General features: G+C 31.5%; 15 protein-coding genes and 1 riboswitch. Of the genes, 14 read left to right on the forward strand and 1 reads right to left on the reverse strand.

Annotated features, from left to right (window positions below; translation table 11 throughout):
* Window positions 1-459 precede the first annotated feature (459 nt).
* The 6 genes from abc-f to MHH66_RS13045 all read left to right on the forward strand — a co-directional run bounded on the left by abc-f (window position 460) and on the right by MHH66_RS13045 (window position 7,368).
* Entirely contained in the window at window positions 460-2,088 is a 1,629-nt protein-coding gene (abc-f, locus tag MHH66_RS13020; RefSeq protein WP_078186028.1) for a ribosomal protection-like ABC-F family protein, read from the forward strand.
* Between the two features lie 20 nt (window positions 2,089-2,108).
* Entirely contained in the window at window positions 2,109-2,702 is a 594-nt protein-coding gene (locus tag MHH66_RS13025; protein WP_002165679.1) for a GNAT family N-acetyltransferase, read from the forward strand.
* Between the two features lie 433 nt (window positions 2,703-3,135).
* Window positions 3,136-3,630, forward strand: coding sequence for a DUF3267 domain-containing protein (locus MHH66_RS13030; RefSeq protein WP_002013123.1), 495 nt, complete (start codon window positions 3,136-3,138; stop codon window positions 3,628-3,630).
* 320 nt (window positions 3,631-3,950) lie between these two features.
* The gene (locus tag MHH66_RS13035; protein ID WP_078185997.1) at window positions 3,951-4,721 is read left to right on the forward strand and encodes an ABC transporter ATP-binding protein; all 771 of its coding nucleotides are present in this window, start codon (window positions 3,951-3,953) and stop codon (window positions 4,719-4,721) included.
* Window positions 4,696-6,627, forward strand: a complete 1,932-nt coding sequence (locus MHH66_RS13040) for an ABC transporter permease (RefSeq protein WP_078185998.1) — start codon at window positions 4,696-4,698, stop codon at window positions 6,625-6,627. The genes MHH66_RS13035 and MHH66_RS13040 overlap by 26 nt, the downstream gene beginning before the upstream one ends.
* A 69-nt stretch (window positions 6,628-6,696) precedes the next feature.
* Complete coding sequence (locus tag MHH66_RS13045) at window positions 6,697-7,368, forward strand: lipoprotein BA_5634 family protein (RefSeq protein ID WP_002165681.1); 672 nt, start codon at window positions 6,697-6,699, stop codon at window positions 7,366-7,368.
* A gap of 75 nt (window positions 7,369-7,443) precedes the next feature.
* On the opposite strand, the gene MHH66_RS13050 is transcribed toward MHH66_RS13045, so the two are convergent.
* Window positions 7,444-7,785 (reverse strand): DUF3914 domain-containing protein, encoded by a 342-nt coding sequence (locus MHH66_RS13050; protein ID WP_002165682.1) that lies wholly within the window; start codon window positions 7,783-7,785, stop codon window positions 7,444-7,446.
* Between the two features lie 280 nt (window positions 7,786-8,065).
* Here MHH66_RS13050 and MHH66_RS13055 point away from each other — a divergent pair, with 280 nt between their 5' ends.
* The 8 genes from MHH66_RS13055 (at window position 8,066) to MHH66_RS13090 (ending at window position 18,127) form a co-directional block, all read left to right on the forward strand.
* Complete coding sequence (locus MHH66_RS13055) at window positions 8,066-9,307, forward strand: esterase/lipase family protein (RefSeq protein ID WP_002085203.1); 1,242 nt, start codon at window positions 8,066-8,068, stop codon at window positions 9,305-9,307.
* 87 nt (window positions 9,308-9,394) lie between these two features.
* Window positions 9,395-10,420: a homoserine dehydrogenase gene (locus tag MHH66_RS13060; protein WP_002165683.1), complete on the forward strand. Its 1,026-nt coding sequence runs from the start codon at window positions 9,395-9,397 to the stop codon at window positions 10,418-10,420.
* A 96-nt stretch (window positions 10,421-10,516) separates the two neighbouring features.
* Window positions 10,517-11,965, forward strand: coding sequence for a MocR-like pyridoxine biosynthesis transcription factor PdxR (gene pdxR / locus MHH66_RS13065; protein ID WP_002032478.1), 1,449 nt, complete (start codon window positions 10,517-10,519; stop codon window positions 11,963-11,965).
* A 4-nt stretch (window positions 11,966-11,969) separates the two neighbouring features.
* A complete protein-coding gene (locus tag MHH66_RS13070) occupies window positions 11,970-12,884 on the forward strand; it encodes a D-alanine--D-alanine ligase (protein ID WP_078185999.1) in 915 nt (304 codons plus the stop codon).
* Window positions 12,885-12,957: 73 nt separating this feature from the next.
* A riboswitch (TPP riboswitch) is annotated at window positions 12,958-13,063 on the forward strand.
* Window positions 13,064-13,187: 124 nt separating this feature from the next.
* Complete coding sequence (gene tenA / locus MHH66_RS13075; protein WP_002032475.1) at window positions 13,188-13,874, forward strand: thiaminase II; 687 nt, start codon at window positions 13,188-13,190, stop codon at window positions 13,872-13,874.
* A gap of 331 nt (window positions 13,875-14,205) precedes the next feature.
* The gene (locus tag MHH66_RS13080; protein WP_078186018.1) at window positions 14,206-16,587 is read left to right on the forward strand and encodes a pPIWI_RE module domain-containing protein; all 2,382 of its coding nucleotides are present in this window, start codon (window positions 14,206-14,208) and stop codon (window positions 16,585-16,587) included.
* 210 nt (window positions 16,588-16,797) lie between these two features.
* Complete coding sequence (locus MHH66_RS13085) at window positions 16,798-17,565, forward strand: DUF3959 family protein (protein WP_002165684.1); 768 nt, start codon at window positions 16,798-16,800, stop codon at window positions 17,563-17,565.
* Window positions 17,566-17,710: 145 nt separating this feature from the next.
* Complete coding sequence (locus tag MHH66_RS13090) at window positions 17,711-18,127, forward strand: DUF3995 domain-containing protein (RefSeq protein WP_002165685.1); 417 nt, start codon at window positions 17,711-17,713, stop codon at window positions 18,125-18,127.
* Window positions 18,128-18,139 lie beyond the last annotated feature (12 nt).

An 18,139-nucleotide genomic window follows, 5' to 3' on the forward strand; every position in this document is an offset into this window, starting at 1 on the left:
TATGTATAATATATAATTAATGATAAATTTATATAAAAATTATATAAAAGGGAGTGCTTAGAAGTTTACTACTAAGGAAATCTAAAGCCAGTAGTATTACAGATGTTGTTTGTATTTGATCGGTATGAAGTGAAGATAAATAGACCTAAAAGAAAGCAATCATTTTCACAGCACGTATAATCGCATTTACTCATACAGTACTACTATGGTACAATATGGTTACTAACGACGGAAAGGAATGATGGGTGGACGATGATTAACTAATCTTATTTTTAAATGTTGAAATTCAATAAATTTCAATTTATAAAAAATAGGATTAGTCTGCCCAATTTCCTTACAACGGTATTGCTATTTATGTTGTACAATAGCTTATTTGGGTATAAATATTTTAATGACTAATCCTGCCAAATTTATTTGGGAGGATTTTTTTATTCTCCCTTAATGAAAGGGATCGGTATTATGAAAGAACTTTTAAAATTAAATGATGTTTATGTTGAAATAAAGGAAAATACTTTGTTAGAGAAAATGAATGTGACAGTTAAACAAGGGGATGTTATCGGATTAATTGGTAAAAACGGTGCCGGTAAATCAACGTTACTTCAATTAATAAATGGGAAGATTGAGCCATCAAAAGGGATTGTTGAATGGCAGCAAATGAATATGACAACGGCATATGTTGAACAAGAAATAGAATCTTTTATTAGTAATGATATGATTGCAAAAGAAGCAGAACTTCTTGCGAAATGGGGCGTGCCAACGAACGATTTTCTTACTTTAAGTGGTGGTGAAAAGCTGAAAGTTCGACTAGCAAAAGGATTTGCCGAAAATCCTAATTTATTAATATTAGACGAACCGACAAATCATTTAGATGAGATGAGTACGGAATTTCTCATTAAGCAAATAAAAAATATGAAGGGTACAGTTATCGTTGTATCGCATGATCGATACTTTTTAGATGTTGTCGCAACGAAAATATGGTCAATTGAGGAAAAGAAACTAATTGAGCATAGCGGTAATTATACGAGTTATATGAAAGCACGTGAGCATACAAGAATGACGCAGCAACGTGAATATGAAAAGCAACAAAAAAAGATAGAACAAGTAGAAACACATATAAAAGAATTAAGTTCATGGTCACAAAAGGCACACGCACAGTCTACAAAACAAGAAGGAGTTAAAGAGTTTTATCGTGTAAAAGCGAAGCGAATGGATGCGCAAGTGAAGTCAAAACGAAAACGTCTCGAAAAAGAGCTGGAGAAAACGAAAGTAGAACGTGTGAAAGAAGAGTATTCAGTGGAGTTCTCTATTCAAGCGAATAAAAAAGTAGGAAAACGCTTTTTAGAAGTAAAGAAATTAAAAAAAGACTTTCATGGAAAGACATTATTTGAAAACGTTAATTTTACAATCCAGCACGGTGAGAAGGTTGCGATTGTTGGACCAAACGGTAGCGGGAAAACAACATTACTGAAGATGATTATGGGAACGGAAACTGTACAAGGAGAAGTATGGATTTCACCATCTGCAAACATCGGTTATTTAACACAAGAAGTATTTGATTTACCACTGGATAAAACACCAGAAGATTTATTTTTTAAAGAGACATTTGAAGAAAGAGGAAAAGTCCAAAATTTAATGAAACATTTAGGATTCCAAGCTTCTCAATGGAAAGAACCGATTGAGCATATGAGTATGGGGGAACGAGTAAAATGCAAGTTAATGGCTTATATTTTAGATGAAAAAGATGTACTTATTTTAGATGAACCGACGAATCACCTTGACCTCCCTTCACGTGAACAGCTTGAAAATACATTAGCTGAGTATAATGGAACACTCGTTATAGTTTCTCACGATCGATATTTCCTGGAGAAAACAACTAACACGAAACTCGTGTTTTTAAATAATACGATACAAAAGCAGCTAGAGGAACTTATTAAAACAAGAGATGATATTGAAGAGCTACGTTTAACATTAGAAACAGAGAGACAAGAAGTATTAGGTAAATTAAGCTTTTTAACTTCTAACGATAAAGAATATAAAGAACTTGATGAACGATTTATAGAACTTACGAAGCAGATTAAGGCGCTTTAATGTAATTAAGGGGGATTAACATGGGAGAAGAGAGTTCGACTAATTTATTTAGAATAGACTGTGGAGATATATACTTGCAAGAGTTTACTATCAAAGATGCGGAGAGTATTTATAAAATATCGAATCAACCGGAAATAGAACAGTTTTTACCAGACTGGAAATCAACGAAAGAACAAAGGATTGACTGGGTTATTAATGATGAAATACCAGCAAACAAAGCATTTCTTGATGCAGTGACAAAAACGTCTAACATAGATGATCATATATTAAAGCTAGGAATATTTAATAAAGATACAAATGAATTTATTGGATGGTGCTGCACAAGCATTAAAGAAGAACTCCCTTCACCAAATAGAGAAATAATGTATGCTATTTCAAGCGAGTATCAAAGCAATGGTTATGCTACGAAAGCGACTAAAGGGTTAATTGATTATTTGTTTAAAAATACAAATGTAGATGTCCTCAACGCAATTGCTTTAATTAACAACGTACCATCAAATAAAGTTATTGAAAAATGTGGATTTACTTATTTGAGCCAACAGACGATAGAAAACCAACTATATAATCATTATTTATTAAGCAAATCAGAGTGGATAAAAAATATTGCTCTTTAAAAGAATCTATAATGGAATGTAAAAAAGCTTAGAGCTAAAACTCTAAGCTTTTTTACATTCCATTATACCTGTTACCATATCAAAGAGACAATTTGGATGGCTTCTTACCGGATTTTCTCATCAAAAAACAAGGGGATTAAGCTGTACATGCGATAATCATTTTATAAAAAATCATATATGAAAAGGGGTTTGGATAATTTTGTCGAATGCATTTATCTATGAAAACACCACTTTCTTACTCAAATTATCCTAAAAATGAATCATTTTGATCTCAAATAGAAGAACGAACGGCAAAAGTGAAGGTGAGCGAAGTTTTGCATATAAAACTTACGGTTGAGTGTTAGTGGATTAAAAGTTTTAAGTTATGAAATAGATTAAATGAGGGAGGGGAACGCATATCATAATTTGGTTTCGTCACTTGCCACAGATAAGTATGGATTTTTCAGAATGGACTCCTTTTATTAAGAATAATTGGTATCAAAAGCATTATATGAAGTTTGTATATCTACTTCAAATAATCATTTTTCTGATACCAAATTACTTTGGAATAGGTTTCACTCATATTAATATATTGTATCTAATCATAATAGGTATCTTTGTCTTCATCATTCACGAATGTCTACACATTTTGGTCATAAGTAACAAAGGTGATATTAGCTTAACATGTAGTGGAATATTTTTTTGGCTAAATACAAATGCAACCCTATCCAAAGCGAGATTTTGGGTCTTTATGAGCTTACCCATAATTGTATTATCGGTAGCCCCTGCATTTATGTCGTTCTATGTATCAGGAAATATTAAATCAATCATATTATTTGTATGTTGGATAAACGCAATAATTTCCGCCTCAGATATTTACAATTCATTTTTAATTGTAATGAAACCGAAGAACTCAGTATTTTGCAGAGGATATTATCAAGTGAAATAGTATTAAAAGTATTATTTAATTATATTTCAATTTAAGAAATTAGTTAAAAATATAATATTTGAAAGTAAAAAGACCGATAATACAATCGGTCTTTTTTCATTAATATAATAAAGATTAGAAATAAATAGCATTGTATTTCATACTACCCTGCGAATATTATAAGATAGATATAAATTGATTATAGTTTGAAAATAGGTTTGTTATCAGTTTTTTCAGAAATCTTACAAGCGTGTAAGATAAATGAAAGATGAATCAATATGTGCTATAAAACAATTCATTTACACTATATTGTGAGAAGTGCAAATGAAGGGAGAATATAAATGGAAATTCTACATGCAAAAAGTATTAGTAAAGTATATAAAGGGAAAGTACCTTTTAAAGCATTGGTAGATATTGATTTATCAATTCAAGAAGGTGAATTTATAGGGATTATGGGGCCATCAGGGAGCGGGAAAACAACGTTATTAAATATGGTATCTACTATCGACGCTCCAACATCGGGAGAAATATTAATAAATGGTACAAATCCATTCCAGTTGACATCAGATAATTTGGCTTTATTCCGTAGGAAACAATTAGGATTTGTTTTTCAATCATTTAATTTACTTAGCACACTTACAGTAAAGGAAAATATCGTATTGCCGATGACATTAGATGGTGTTTCTGTACAAGAAATGAACGAACGAGTTGAAGAAATTGCAGAGAAATTAAATATTACAGATATATTGAGTAAAAGAACTTTTGAAATTTCAGGGGGGCAAGCTCAAAGAACAGCAATTGCTCGTGCAATTGTTCATAAGCCGCAATTATTACTTGCAGATGAACCAACAGGGAATTTAGACTCTAAATCTTCAAATGATGTAATGGAGATGCTAGATACTTTAAATAAAGAAGAAAAAGCTACGATGATGTTAGTTACACATGATCCGTATGCAGCGAGTTTTTGCAGCAGAGTCATATTTATTAAAGATGGTCAACTATATAACGAAATTTATTGTGGTGAAAGTAGGCAAGCATTTTATCAAAAGATTATGGATGTCCTTTCTTTGTTAGGAGGGAAAAGGCATGACTTTTCGTCAGTTCGCATTTAATAATATTTTTCGCAATAAGCGTACATATGCAGCTCATTTTTTAAGTAGTGCATTTTCTATTATGATTTTCTTTACGTATGCTCTTTTATTATTTCATCCTGATTTACAAGGTGAGTTGAAATCGACAAGTGCAACAATAAGTGCATTTGGTACATTGGGATTTTCAGTTTCACAAGGCTTGATTTTTGTATTTTCATTTTTCTTCATTCTATATTCAGTTAGTTCATTTTTAAAAACGCGCAAGAAAGAATTTGGGATATTAATGATGCAAGGTATGTCAATGAGACAGCTTAAGAAATTATTATTAATTGAAAATATGTTGATTGGACTTGGCTCAATTTGTATAGGAATTCTCATTGGACTCATATTTTCTAAACTAGTTTTATTGATAAGCGCAAGTGTATTAATGATTAGTAATGGTTTGCCTTTTTATATACCAGTGCAGGCCGTATTATTAACAGTTATCACATTTCTTTTATTATTTTTAATTGTTTCGCTCGTTACATTTAAAATGATAAAAGTAACAGAACTTGTGGAACTTATACAAGCAGAGGAAAAGCCAAAGCCAGAACCGAAAGCATCAATTTTATTATCGCTACTTTCTTTAATTAGTATAGGGTATGGATATTTTTCAGTATTTCGCTTTATCCCAAGTACTAATTTTATTACGCTTGGAATAGGGGTGCTCCTAGTAATTATAGGAACGTACTTTTTATATACACAGTGTAGCGTTTATATATTGCACCTTGCGAAAAGGAGAGAATCTTTCTTTTTAAAGAGAACAAATATATTAACATTTTCTGAATTAATTTACCGTATGAAAGATAATGCAACGATGTTTTTTATAGTATCTATTGTTTCAGCAGTTGCATTTACAGCGATTGGTACAACAGCTGCAATTGGAAATAGGGATTTGGTAAGGATGACAAATCCGTATACATTTTTGTATGGAAGTTTTGAAAACGACAAAGTATTAAATAAAAATCTTTCTATTATAAAAAAACACCTTTCTGATGCTAATATTCCGTATCGAATGGCTTCATCTTCATATATATACACGGAAAATGGTGTAGATGTAATGAAGTTAAGTGAATATAACGATCTTGCTAAAGCGCTAGGCTATCAACAAGAAACAATAGAAAAAGAAGATGAAATTTTATTAATTCCTGGAGTCGTATCACAAAAACAAGAATTTAAAAATGGCGAGTATAAAAAGAATATAGAAGTCATTCAAGGAGATTGGACAAAGACATTTCATGTGAAAAAAGCTGTAGAAAATTTAGTTTTACCACATGATTCTAGAACTATTTATATCGCTGTTAAAGATCAGGTATATGATGGAATCCCTCTTACTAGTGACCCAGTTAATAAAGACAGTCAATATCGTACTTACGGATTTGTTGTAGACGATTGGATGAAAACGAAGGGAATTTCAAACGAATTAATTAGTAGATTTGAGAAAGATACTAGAGTAGGTAATTTTCAATTTCGGGCTTTAACTATAGATTTGTTAAGTGCAAAGCAAACGAATGGATTATTACTTATGGCAAGTGTTTTAGTCGGAATCGTCTTTTTCACATTCGCTGCTAGTTTTATTTATTTCCGATTATATACTGATTTGGATCGCGATCAACAGCAATATAAAATGATTTCGAAAATGGGGTTAAGTAAACGAGAATTAAAAAAAATTGTAACGAGACAGTTATTATTAATGTTCTTCTTACCGATTGTTGTTGCAGTGATTCATACTGTAGTCGCTTATACGGCATTACAGCAATTAGTCGATTTTTCTATAATTAATAGCTCTATCGTTATTTTAATTTCATTTATATGTATACAAATATTATATTTCTTTATAACCCGTTGGCGTTACCTGCAAAAGCTTTATAAGGTTATGGAGCAATAGAGTTTATTAGCTTGTAAGACTACATTAAAGTATGTGGAAAAAATGAACTGTATGATGAAAGGAAACGCGATGAAAAGAACTTTAACTATTTTTATGTTAACGATACTACTATTAATAAGTTTTAGTGCATGTTCTAAAAAGGAGAATCCATTTCCTGCAAACGGTTTATTAATCATTGGAAATGAAAATAAAATTTCACCAATTATTAATCGTTATCAAGAAATTACGAAAGAAAAAGAAGTGTTTTCTGTGAAAACAGGTACTTATGGAAACGGACAGGTATTAATTTTAAATGAGTCTACAGCACAAGCATTGATTAAAGCTAAAGTTTTCCGTAAACGAGATAATGGCTCCAATTTTATGCCTGTAAATACGTTACCGAAATTCCCAAAAGAGGGTTCTCTACTGTTTGCACAAGAAGACGAAAAGACTTTGAAAAGTATTAAATTAGAAGGAAAAGAGGTCCCTGTCATATACAATAGTGACGCTTGGATAGGTAACAAGCGTAATTATCCAACGCAATGGTATGTGATTGTATCCAAAAATAATATATATAAGGAAATAAAAGCAAATGAAACAAAAATGCATCTTCTTCAATTAAAAAAATCTTTAGGTGACGAAAAACCTAAAATGTCGACAGATAATACATTGGTTAATGAAAATGTAAAAGTAAGAAAACTAATTAAAGATTTTGAGGGAGAAGTATCAGTTCAGTTTTTAACGATTGAAGAAAAATCTTAAAAAAGAGTTCAAGGTTGATAAAGTTTCTATCAACCTTGAACTCTTTTTAGTTATAGACCATTCAGATAACATAGTTTACATGACTTCATTTAATCGAGTCTCGCTCGTTTCTTCAATCGCATTTGAATGTTGAACCGAACCATTTTGAGATTCCTTTTCTTTACGAAATTTCTGTAACATTTCTAAAATCATCCATAAAGGTACACCTTTGTCTTTTAGCATTTTCCATAAGTCTAATTCGCTAAATTTATGATCCGCTTGTTTCATTTCTTGTTCAGATGTACGAATATCAAATTTGATTAGATCATTAGATTTCTTATCTTCATGCTTAGTAGAAGAGATAGTATTATGCTCAAGATTAGATGGGGTTATTTTAGAAGGTTGAGATAATGTATGAATGTTTAATCCGACTTGCATGCTTTTTTCCTCCTTTTCAAGCAATGAAATTAGTTTTCTTATGATTTTTAAATCCATTTAACATGAGGAAACTATATTTAATTATAAATTCAAATAATCAGATTAACAAGTTGTGTTATAAAAAGTAAATGCTTACTAGAATTAATATTTATCAACATTTGTATATGTTTTCTATATATACAACGTATATAAAATACTTTACATTATGTTTAAGTTGCAAACTAAGTTTGTATTTTTTTTCAAAGATAAATGTAAACGTTTTATTGAGGGGGGAGAAAGTATGGGGAAATTATTTTTAAAAGTATGTTTTTTCGCATTAGTGACTGTTTGTTCATTCGCAGCGAAAACAACATACGCTGAAGAGAGACAACAAAATAATTATCCTATCATTTTAGTGAATGGATTTGCTGGATGGGGTAGAGAGGAAATGCTAGGGGTAAAATATTGGGGTGGTGTTCATGATATACAAGAAGATTTAAAAAGAAATGGTTATACAGTACATACTGCAGCTGTTGGACCAGTTTCTAGTAACTGGGATCGTGCATGTGAATTATATGCGCAAATTAACGGTGGAATAGTAGACTACGGTGCGGCACATGCTGAGAAACATGGACATAATCGTTTTGGTAGAACTTATAGTGGATTTGCACCGAATTGGAGTGAAACAAATAAAATTCATTTAGTTGGGCATAGCATGGGTGGACAAACGACAAGAACATTAGTGCAGTTATTAAAAGAAGGAAGTTATGAAGAAAAAGATTATGTGAAAAATCATCCGAATACAAAGATATCACCACTATTTGAAGGTGGCAAATCGTATGTTCATAGTGTTACAACTTTAGCAACTCCTCATAACGGTACAACACTCGCGGACGGAAGTCTTCTGTTGCCGTTCGTTAAAGATTTACTCATTACAGCTGCAAGTTTAGGTGGAAACAATAATTTATCATTATATGATTTTAAATTGGATCAATGGGGTATAAAAAAGAATACTGGAGAGTCCTTTTTCCAATATACTGATCGTATTTTAAATAGTTCAATTTGGGAAAATACAAAAGATATAAGTCAATGGGATTTAAGTACTGATGGAGCAAAGGAGTTAAATAATTGGGTAAAGACGCAATCGGATGTATATTACTTATCCTATAGTGGACATGCATCGCAAGCAGCACCAATAACAGGTTTACATTTACCTCATATAACGATGAATAAAGTGTTAATGGGGAATGCATTTTTCTTAGGTTCCTATGCAAGATATGAAGAGAATCGAACATTAATAGATACTTCTTGGTGGCAAAATGACGGTGTAGTAAATACAAATTCTATGATTGCACCTTCATCTAATATTGCTGCAAATGATAATGAGTCTTTACAGGTTGGAAAATGGAATCATATCGAAACGAAAGCAAATTGGGACCATCTTGATATGGTAGGATTAAGCGTTTCAGACACGTTAGGTTTTTCTAATATTCAAGAGTTTTATAGAACAATTGCAGAAAAATTATCACGGTTACCGAAATAGATAATAATAAAGCGCTCTCGATGGAATTCGAGGGCGCTTTATATTATATTGAAAGAGGGATTTGGCAAAAAAACATGGGGTGATCTTATGAAAATTCAAGTTGTATTATCGGGGTATGGGACAGTTGGTAAAGAATTTATTAAATTATTAAACGAAAAATATTTATATATAAATGAAACATATGGAATTGACTTAGTTGTTAGTGGAGTGATAGGAAGAAATATTGCAATACATAACGGAAAAGGTTTGCAGATTAATGATTTATTGACGTATGGTGATGGTTCTGCTGCAATTGAAAAATATATCGAACATTATCCAGAGGAACGCGGAACGATTAATATAAATGGTACTGTATTGGTTGAATCAACTGCTACAAATCTTAAAAATGGAAATCCAGGGAAACAGTATATGAAACAAGCTATTGAAAATCAAATGGATATAGTAGCTATTTCAAAAGGTGCACTTGTTACAGCTTGGAGTGAACTGAATACAGCAGCACGTATTTCAGGCTCACGCATTCGATATAGCGGTGCAACTGCCGCTGCGTTACCGACATTAGACATTGGACAACTAAGTTTAGCAGGTTGCCATATTGAAAAAATAGAAGGAATATTGAACGGGACAACAAATTATATTCTTACAAAGATGCATGAAGAATATAAGACGTTTGAAGAAGCATTGCAAGAAGCACAAAATAAAGGAATTGCGGAGACTAACCCGTTATTAGATATAAGCGGGATGGATAGCGCTTGTAAATTATTACTTTTGACGAATAGTTTAATGGGAAACGATTATTCACTCAAAGATATAAAAATAAACGGAATAGAGCACGTTACAACGCAACAAATTCAAAATGCAAAGGAACAAAATAAATCAATTAAATTAATTGCATCAGCATATAAAGATGATAATGGAAAAGTAAACCTTAGTGTACAACCTTGTAATTTAGAGAAAGAACATCCGTTAGCAAATATAAATGGCACGGAAAAAGGAATTACGTTCTTTACAGATACAATGGGACAAGTCACTACAATTGGTGGAGCTTCTAATCCACGCGGAGCTGCCGCTGCTGCTTTAAAAGATGTAATCAATTTATATCGAAATGATTTATAGGCTTTATAACCGTACCGCTATTAATAAAAAATACATATGTAGTGGACCTTTTGAGAATGAAATAAATATGTAAAAATAATTGCAGGGGGTAAGAAATTGTTTAAAGATTTTAAAGTTGTAAAAGATCGTCCCGTTTATATTCAATTAAAGGATTATTTAAAAAAGATGATTATGAAAGGGCATTTGTTGGGGGACCAAAAAATCCCATCAACAAGGGAACTGAGTGAATTATTATCAGTGAGCAGAAATACAGTACTCTCTGCATATGCGGATTTAGAACAAGAAGGACTCATTTATGCAGTTAAAGGAAAAGGAAATTTCGTTGCGAAGGTGGATATAAGTAACACCTCGTCTGTTGAAATAGATTGGAAAAATAAACTTAATACAGTTACCACATTAGCGGATGAATTAGACTTAATGAAGCATGGAGTTCGCTGGGAAAAAGGAATGATTGTTTTTAATAGTATAGCCCCGGACGAAAAGCTATTTGATGTTGAAAATTTCAAAAGAGCTTTTCTTACTCGTATGTCCATTGAAGGGGATATCGTATTGAACTACGGATATGCAAAAGGTTATAGACCGTTAATTAATTATTTACTTCATTACATGGAAATGAAAGGTGTAGATATTTCGAACAAAGATATTCTAATTACAAATGGATTTACAGAAGGATTAGATATTGTGTTATCTTCTTTATCGAAGAAATCAGGGCGTGTTATTTGTGAGAACCCAACTCACCATGCTGCATTGAAGCTTTTTCGTTTACATGGACTTGAAGTTCATGGAATTAATATGAATGATGATGGTATTGATACGAATGAAGTAGAAAAAAGTTTGCGTGAAAAGGATTTTGATTTCGCGTATTTAATCCCTTCTTATCATAATCCGACTGGTATTGTTACGAGTTCGGAGAAAAGAACGGAATTGATGAGGTTATTTTCAAAATACAAGATCCCTATTATAGAGGATGGGTTTAATGAAGAATTACGTTATTCGGGTTCACATTTATCGCCATTATTAACTTTTGCAGGGGCTGGTAATAATGTGATTTATATTAGTAGCTTTTCAAAGGTACTTTTCCCTGGTTTACGTGTAGGTTGGATCATTGCAGATAAAGAACTGATACATTATTTAGAAAGTGTTAAAAGAGCCCGAACCATTCACACATCTACGTTAGATCAAGCTGTTCTGTTTCAATATTTACATGAAGGATATTTTGAAAAATATTTAAAAAAAGCAAGATCTGTTTATAAGAAAAAATATGAGTTAGCTGTTGGGGCGTGTAATCAGTACATTCCGTTTAAAAGAATGACTGGAGACGGTGGACTTCATTTGTTTATAGAATTGGAAGAAAAAATTCAAGCCCGCACACTTTTACAAAAGTGTTATGAGAAAGGAGTTACGTTTTCTCCTGGAGATGTTTTTTACTCTGATGGAGGAGGAGCGAACACATTCCGATTAGGATTTTCACGTTTGAAAGAACAGGAAATTGTTAGCGGGATTCAAATAATTGGTGAAACTTTAAAAAATGAAACTTGGAGTTGAGAAAATGAGAATTGGCGTTATTATGGGAGGAGTATCCTCTGAAAAACAAGTATCAATTATGACTGGGAATGAAATGATTGCACATTTAGATAAGAGTAAATATGAAATCGTTCCAATTACGTTAAATGAAAAAATGGATTTAATTGAAAAAGCGAAAGACATTGATTTTGCATTGCTAGCATTACACGGAAAATACGGAGAAGATGGTACGGTTCAAGGGACGCTTGAGAGCTTAGGTATTCCATATAGCGGCAGTAATATGTTATCTAGCGGTATATGTATGGATAAAAATATTTCAAAAAAGATTTTGCGTTATGAAGGAGTAGAAACACCAGATTGGATTGAACTTACAAAAATGGAGGATCTAAAGCTTGAGGAGTTAGATAAATTAGGATTTCCGTTAGTGGTAAAACCAAACTCTGGCGGCTCAAGTGTTGGAGTTAAGATTGTCTATGATAAAAATGAATTAATCTCTATGCTAGAAACTGTATTCGAATGGGATTCTGAAGTAGTAATTGAGAAGTATATAAAAGGTGACGAGATTACATGTTCAATTTTTGATGGGCAACAGTTACCTATCATTTCGATTCGACATGCTGCTGTGTTCTTTGACTACAATGCAAAATATGATGATACTAGTACAGTTGAAGAAGTTATCGAACTTCCAGCTGAAATAAAGGAACGTGTAAATAAAGCGTCACTGGCTTGTTATAAAGCATTAAAATGTAGTGTTTACGCAAGGGTTGATATGATGGTGAAGGAAGGAATTCCATATGTAATGGAAGTTAATACATTACCAGGGATGACACAATCAAGTTTACTACCAAAAAGTGCGGAAGCAGCGGGAATTAATTATGGCAAACTATTAGATATGATAATTGAAACTTCATTAAAAGTAAGGAAAGAAGAAGGTTTTTAAGGTAGTTATATAATTAATTCTTTTGACAGTTCCACGAATTATGCTATGATAATTACAATACGACAACTAAATATTTATCCACTAGGGGGGCCTTTTATAGGCTGAGATCAGATGAAATTTTGAGACTCTTAGTACCTGATCTGGTTAATGCCAGCGTAGGGAAGTGGGAAAGACGTTGCTATTTAACGAATAAATACTGTCAATTTCACTTTCTTTACGCCTGTAAAGAAAGTTTTTTTATTTTACAGCTTTAATAATTGTGGATAAATACGTATATTTTTTACATTATTTGGAGGGATTTAAATGACTTTTTCACAATCATTACGTAAAGAAGTAGATTCAATTTGGGAAGCAAGTTTTAACCATCCTTTTGTAAAAAAACTAGGCGAAGGAACATTAGATTTAGCTAGTTTTCGATATTATGTGCTTCAAGATTCTTATTATTTGAGTCATTTTGCTAGAGTACAAACGTTAGGTGCTGCAAAGGCTCTTGAATTAGAAACGACAGCTCGTATGGCACACCATGCACAAAATACGTATGAAGCTGAGTTATCATTACATGAGAATTTCGCAAAGAAATTAGGGATTACAAAAGAAGAAAAAGATAATTTTATTCCTGCGCCAACTGCATATGCATATACATCTCATATGTATCGTGCAGCTTATGAAGGGCATTTAGGAGATATTATTGCGGCTATTTTACCTTGTTATTGGTTATATTATGAAATCGGTGAACGATTAAAAGAATGTCAACCAGAAGAGCCAATTTATCAAGAATGGATTTCTGCATATGGATCTGATTGGTTCCGTACATTAGTTGAAGAGCAAATCACACGATTAGATACGATCGCTGAAAAAGTAACAGAGGCAGACCGTAATCGTATGAGACAACATTTTATTTTTAGTAGTCAATATGAATATTCATTTTGGGAAATGGCATATACATTAGAAAAATGGCCGGTGAATGAAGAAGTTAAAGGTGTTATTTAATTAAGAGTATATAAAAGGTATCGCTATATAAAGAGGCGATACCTTTTATTATATTTAGTTTCTGTAATTTTTTTGTAAATCATAGATAAAAAATATAATAATTCATTATAATGATTTTATAATATAAAGTTCCATAAGGAGGTAGTTATATGTTAATAGTTACTTTATATTAATTTGATTTTAATAACGTTTTATTTATATAATCAAATGTAATTTAGCTATTTCCTTTAATGTACGTGGTTAAAATTTGATTCGTTAATGCTTAAAAAATTGGTATCTTTTCTAGTATTATTCATGATCAATATAAATTAAGAGAGGAAGTATTAATATTATGGAAAAATTACAGTTATTAGCATTTAAAAATATAGTAGAACCCCTCTATAATGAGAAAGTATCGTATATTTATTTTCCTATTGAATGGCTTGATATTGTAGAGATACATTATAGAACATTTTTATTAACGAGCAAATTAAAACTTGTAAATGAAAGATTGTATGAAATGTTTTCTGATATATTATTCATTCAGCATAATCCATATATATTAAAGGAAGATACGCCCTGGATTGTAGCAAAAGAACCAATGAAACAAGAACAGTTAGACTATATTTTCCAAAGCTGGTATGAGGTTATTCATGATTGGAAACCTAATAAATTAATAGATCCACCACATTTAGAATGGCAGTATGATTTAATTAGTAATTTACCAGCATTACATGATAAAAAAACGTTTTCTAAATGGGTACCAGCTCTAATTACTCATATTTTTTGCGAACAGCCTTTACGTATGGAAAATAAAAATGAGGAAGAAATATATTTTTCACCACTGCGATCACAACATGTTTCTGAAGCGATGTCTGAGCCTATTAAAGATGAAGAAACACATGATTATTTCTCTTATGTATATCGGTTTGAATACGTAACTCGTGGAGGTGAGAATATTCTTCTATTAAAAGTATCTGTAGGGATTAGGAGGTTTTATCAACAATATAATCATAAAGATATCCCTATACTTTTAGGGCGAAAGCGGAGCCAAATACTGATTTCAACTCCTGAATTTGAATCAAATAATAAAAAGCAAAGATTTGTAAAGTTAAAAGTACAACAAGCTGTAAAAGGAATAAAGTGGATTAAACGTTTTAGAAATTTAAAAGATGATTATAGAATAGGGGGAGAAGTTAAATTAGAGAACATTCTCCAATGTCCGAAAGAGTATATTAGAGGAACAAAGATAAGAGTGCTTCTTCCATATAACGGAAATATATATAAAGTTCAAGGAACAAAAATAAAATTTGGTATAAAAGTAAGAGAAAAAGAGGAACTTTTTAATGAATTCCAACGAATATGCCCATATTTCACATTACTTCCAGAATGTGAAAATGTATTAACTAATAATGAGAATGAGTTATTACCTTTATTTGCCCCAAAGGGATTAGAATCAATTACGTTAGAAGTATGGTCAGATGATATAGTAATAGAGATAGAACAAGCGTTATTAGATAGCAAAATAGTTTTAGCTCAAAACGGAGATTCCTCCTATGTATTAAATGCAGACAATCCGGTGTTGTTAAAAATAGTAAGATATAACATTAGGAAATTGTTACAAAATCCATATAGAATGCAATATAGCCATAAAAACAAAAAGAAACTAGTAGACGATGTCGTAAAAGCTGTACATGCTACGGCAGGTGAGCAAAATGAAATGAAATTAGCATTAATTGCAATAAAAAATTGTGATGGTCGCGAAAAAATTAATCCAAAGCAAATTATTCGGGAAGGATTCGCTCAAACGGAACGTATTTCAGCATTTATTAATTTATTTATCGGACAAAGTGTATCTAAAAAAGAAATTATTAATGCCATTCTTAGTTTGTTAGAACAAAAGGGATTCTTAAAGTGTAGTTGGAATAAGATAAAATTACCGGGGATAATTGTAAATTTATCAATTGAGAAAATGTCTAAATATGATTTCTTACCTATTTTTTCAAAAATAAATGGGAGAGAAATATTATATAAATTATATGGTCAAGAAGAATGGGGCACAATTGATCATACTTTATTAAATATAGGTAATAATAAAGTGTTTTTACCACAACCATCAAAAAGGAATGATATAGGAGTCAGTTTTAAACAATTTATGTCAGAAACATTAGTTGAAATTTCACAAGATGCACATAAACAAAATAAAGAAGTTTATTTTATTGTAGATGCCAATATGAGGAAATATTGGATAGAGGAATTGCAAAATAAAAGCGTTAATATTGGGGTTTCACCTGAAATAATCCCAAATTTAAAAGAGGATATAAACATAATTAGAATTAATACTAACTCAGATGTACCGAACTATATTGTTAGAGACCAAGAACATGTTATGAATGAAACGAGATTATTTGTAGATCAAATGGGAATTTACTATAGCACGGCTGCATACGAATTAGATTGTAATGAGATAGTACATCAGTACATACTCGAAGTTATCCCGCTTGGTGTAAAATCTGAAGAGAGAGAAGAAATCGCCAAAATGATACATTACATGTGCTGTAAATCAACCTTGCTCTCAGAACAAAATATTCATAATACGCATGTAATGCATATGGCTAAATTAATTAAAAATTATACTACCGATATTGATTCAAGGGAGTTTAAAGAATTCAATGACGAATTAGATGAAGATGTAATAATTTTAGAAAAAGAAGATACATTGATATTAATATAAATAATAGTGTACAAATCCTGCTAGTAATAATGAGCAGGATTTGTCATTTTTTCATGTAAATAAGGCTATCCTTTGTCATGTATCTTTTCTTTTACGTATTTACTTTATTTACATACAGGATTAAGATGTTTTTTAGAAATACAAAAACTACATCATATGGAAAAGCGATTTTTATTAATTGAAAAGAAAATTTGAAAGGAATGGGGAATTGTGAAGAAATTAGATGTATTATTAATGCTACTGAGCGGCCTCTTTCCAATTGCAGGAATGTTAAAGCAAATCCCTCTTGAACAATCTTTATATATTGGAGGACTTTTATTTTTTACTAGTTTCGGTAGTTACTTTGCGAAAAAGATATATTCACGTATATGTAGCTGGATAGCGTATGCACCATTTATAACATTACTGTTAGTTATTTGGAATCAGGATATTTCAATAAGTTCAATAATAGCGAACGCGAAAATCGCCGCTTGCATTGCGTTAATTCCGTGTTTATTCCGATTTCGTACATACGGGCTTACTTTGGGCTTATTCTCATTATGGGCCGCGTTACTATGGGATATAAAAGAAGTGCAGTCGTTAGTCATACTTGAGCGTATGATGAATTTAATGACAAGCCATTACTTATATATTCTCCTTTTAGTTGGAGGACTTATATTAGGTGGATTACTTGCGATGTTATTACACCGTAAAGAGAAAGACAATAATAAAGAAAATACAAATCTATTTAAACAAAAAAAGAAACGTAAAAGGCTATCATTTAAGATCCGCTTTCCAAGATTACCGAAATTTAAGATGAAATTATTTAAGTTTGGTGGAAAAGGTTCTAAACGTAAAACGCCAGAAATAATGCATGAGCGTAATAACGAAGAACCAGTTGTAACATATGAAATGGCAGAGCAAATAGATCAATATAAAGAAAGTACTGTTCAAGGACAAACTAGGATGGAACGTCGAAAAAATAGGTATAATGCATAATAAATTTCACTAACCCCTTAATGATTTATCGTAAAATTGATAAATCATTAAGGGGTTTTTTTATGTAATTAAATATAGATTGCGTATGAAGGATTCATAGCATATTTTAAAGGTAAGGATTTAAATAAAATAATGGGAGGACAAAATGCTTATTATTACATATATTTCTGTTTGCATATTATTCTTAGTTAGTTTTTTACATGTTTATTGGGCTTTCGGAGGTAAGTGGGCGACAAATAGTGTCATTCCAACTAAAGCTGGAGAAAAGGCGTTTACACCAGGTACAGGAATGACATTATTCATTGCGTTATTATTAAGTATGGCAGCAATGATTTTATTACAACAAGCAAATATTGTTCATTCCGTACTCCCCAATGTTTTTGTTCAAATGGGATCCTGGGTTTGTATGGTTGTTTTTTTCATAAGAGTAATTGGTGAGTTTCATTATTTTGGTATCTTTAAACGAAAAAAAGATACGCAGTTTGCTAGAATGGATACTGTTTTATATGTACCACTTTGTGCATTTTTATCTTTATCCTTCTTATTAGCAATAATAACGTGAACATATAACCAG

Source organism: Bacillus sp. FSL H8-0492 (genome assembly GCF_038006145.1).
GTDB lineage: Bacteria > Bacillota > Bacilli > Bacillales > Bacillaceae_G > Bacillus_A > Bacillus_A mycoides.

Coding starts and splice junctions, on each gene's coding strand:
- abc-f (WP_078186028.1), top strand. CDS start 460: ATGAAAGAACTTTTAAAATTAAATGATGTTTATGTTGAAATAAAGGAA.
- tenA (WP_002032475.1), top strand. CDS start 13,188: ATGACTTTTTCACAATCATTACGTAAAGAAGTAGATTCAATTTGGGAA.
- MHH66_RS13060 (WP_002165683.1), top strand. CDS start 9,395: ATGAAAATTCAAGTTGTATTATCGGGGTATGGGACAGTTGGTAAAGAA.
- MHH66_RS13090 (WP_002165685.1), top strand. CDS start 17,711: ATGCTTATTATTACATATATTTCTGTTTGCATATTATTCTTAGTTAGT.
- MHH66_RS13025 (WP_002165679.1), top strand. CDS start 2,109: ATGGGAGAAGAGAGTTCGACTAATTTATTTAGAATAGACTGTGGAGAT.
- MHH66_RS13080 (WP_078186018.1), top strand. CDS start 14,206: ATGGAAAAATTACAGTTATTAGCATTTAAAAATATAGTAGAACCCCTC.
- MHH66_RS13055 (WP_002085203.1), top strand. CDS start 8,066: ATGGGGAAATTATTTTTAAAAGTATGTTTTTTCGCATTAGTGACTGTT.
- MHH66_RS13050 (WP_002165682.1), bottom strand. CDS start 7,785: ATGCAAGTCGGATTAAACATTCATACATTATCTCAACCTTCTAAAATA.
- MHH66_RS13070 (WP_078185999.1), top strand. CDS start 11,970: ATGAGAATTGGCGTTATTATGGGAGGAGTATCCTCTGAAAAACAAGTA.
- MHH66_RS13030 (WP_002013123.1), top strand. CDS start 3,136: ATGGATTTTTCAGAATGGACTCCTTTTATTAAGAATAATTGGTATCAA.
- MHH66_RS13040 (WP_078185998.1), top strand. CDS start 4,696: ATGACTTTTCGTCAGTTCGCATTTAATAATATTTTTCGCAATAAGCGT.
- MHH66_RS13045 (WP_002165681.1), top strand. CDS start 6,697: ATGAAAAGAACTTTAACTATTTTTATGTTAACGATACTACTATTAATA.
- MHH66_RS13035 (WP_078185997.1), top strand. CDS start 3,951: ATGGAAATTCTACATGCAAAAAGTATTAGTAAAGTATATAAAGGGAAA.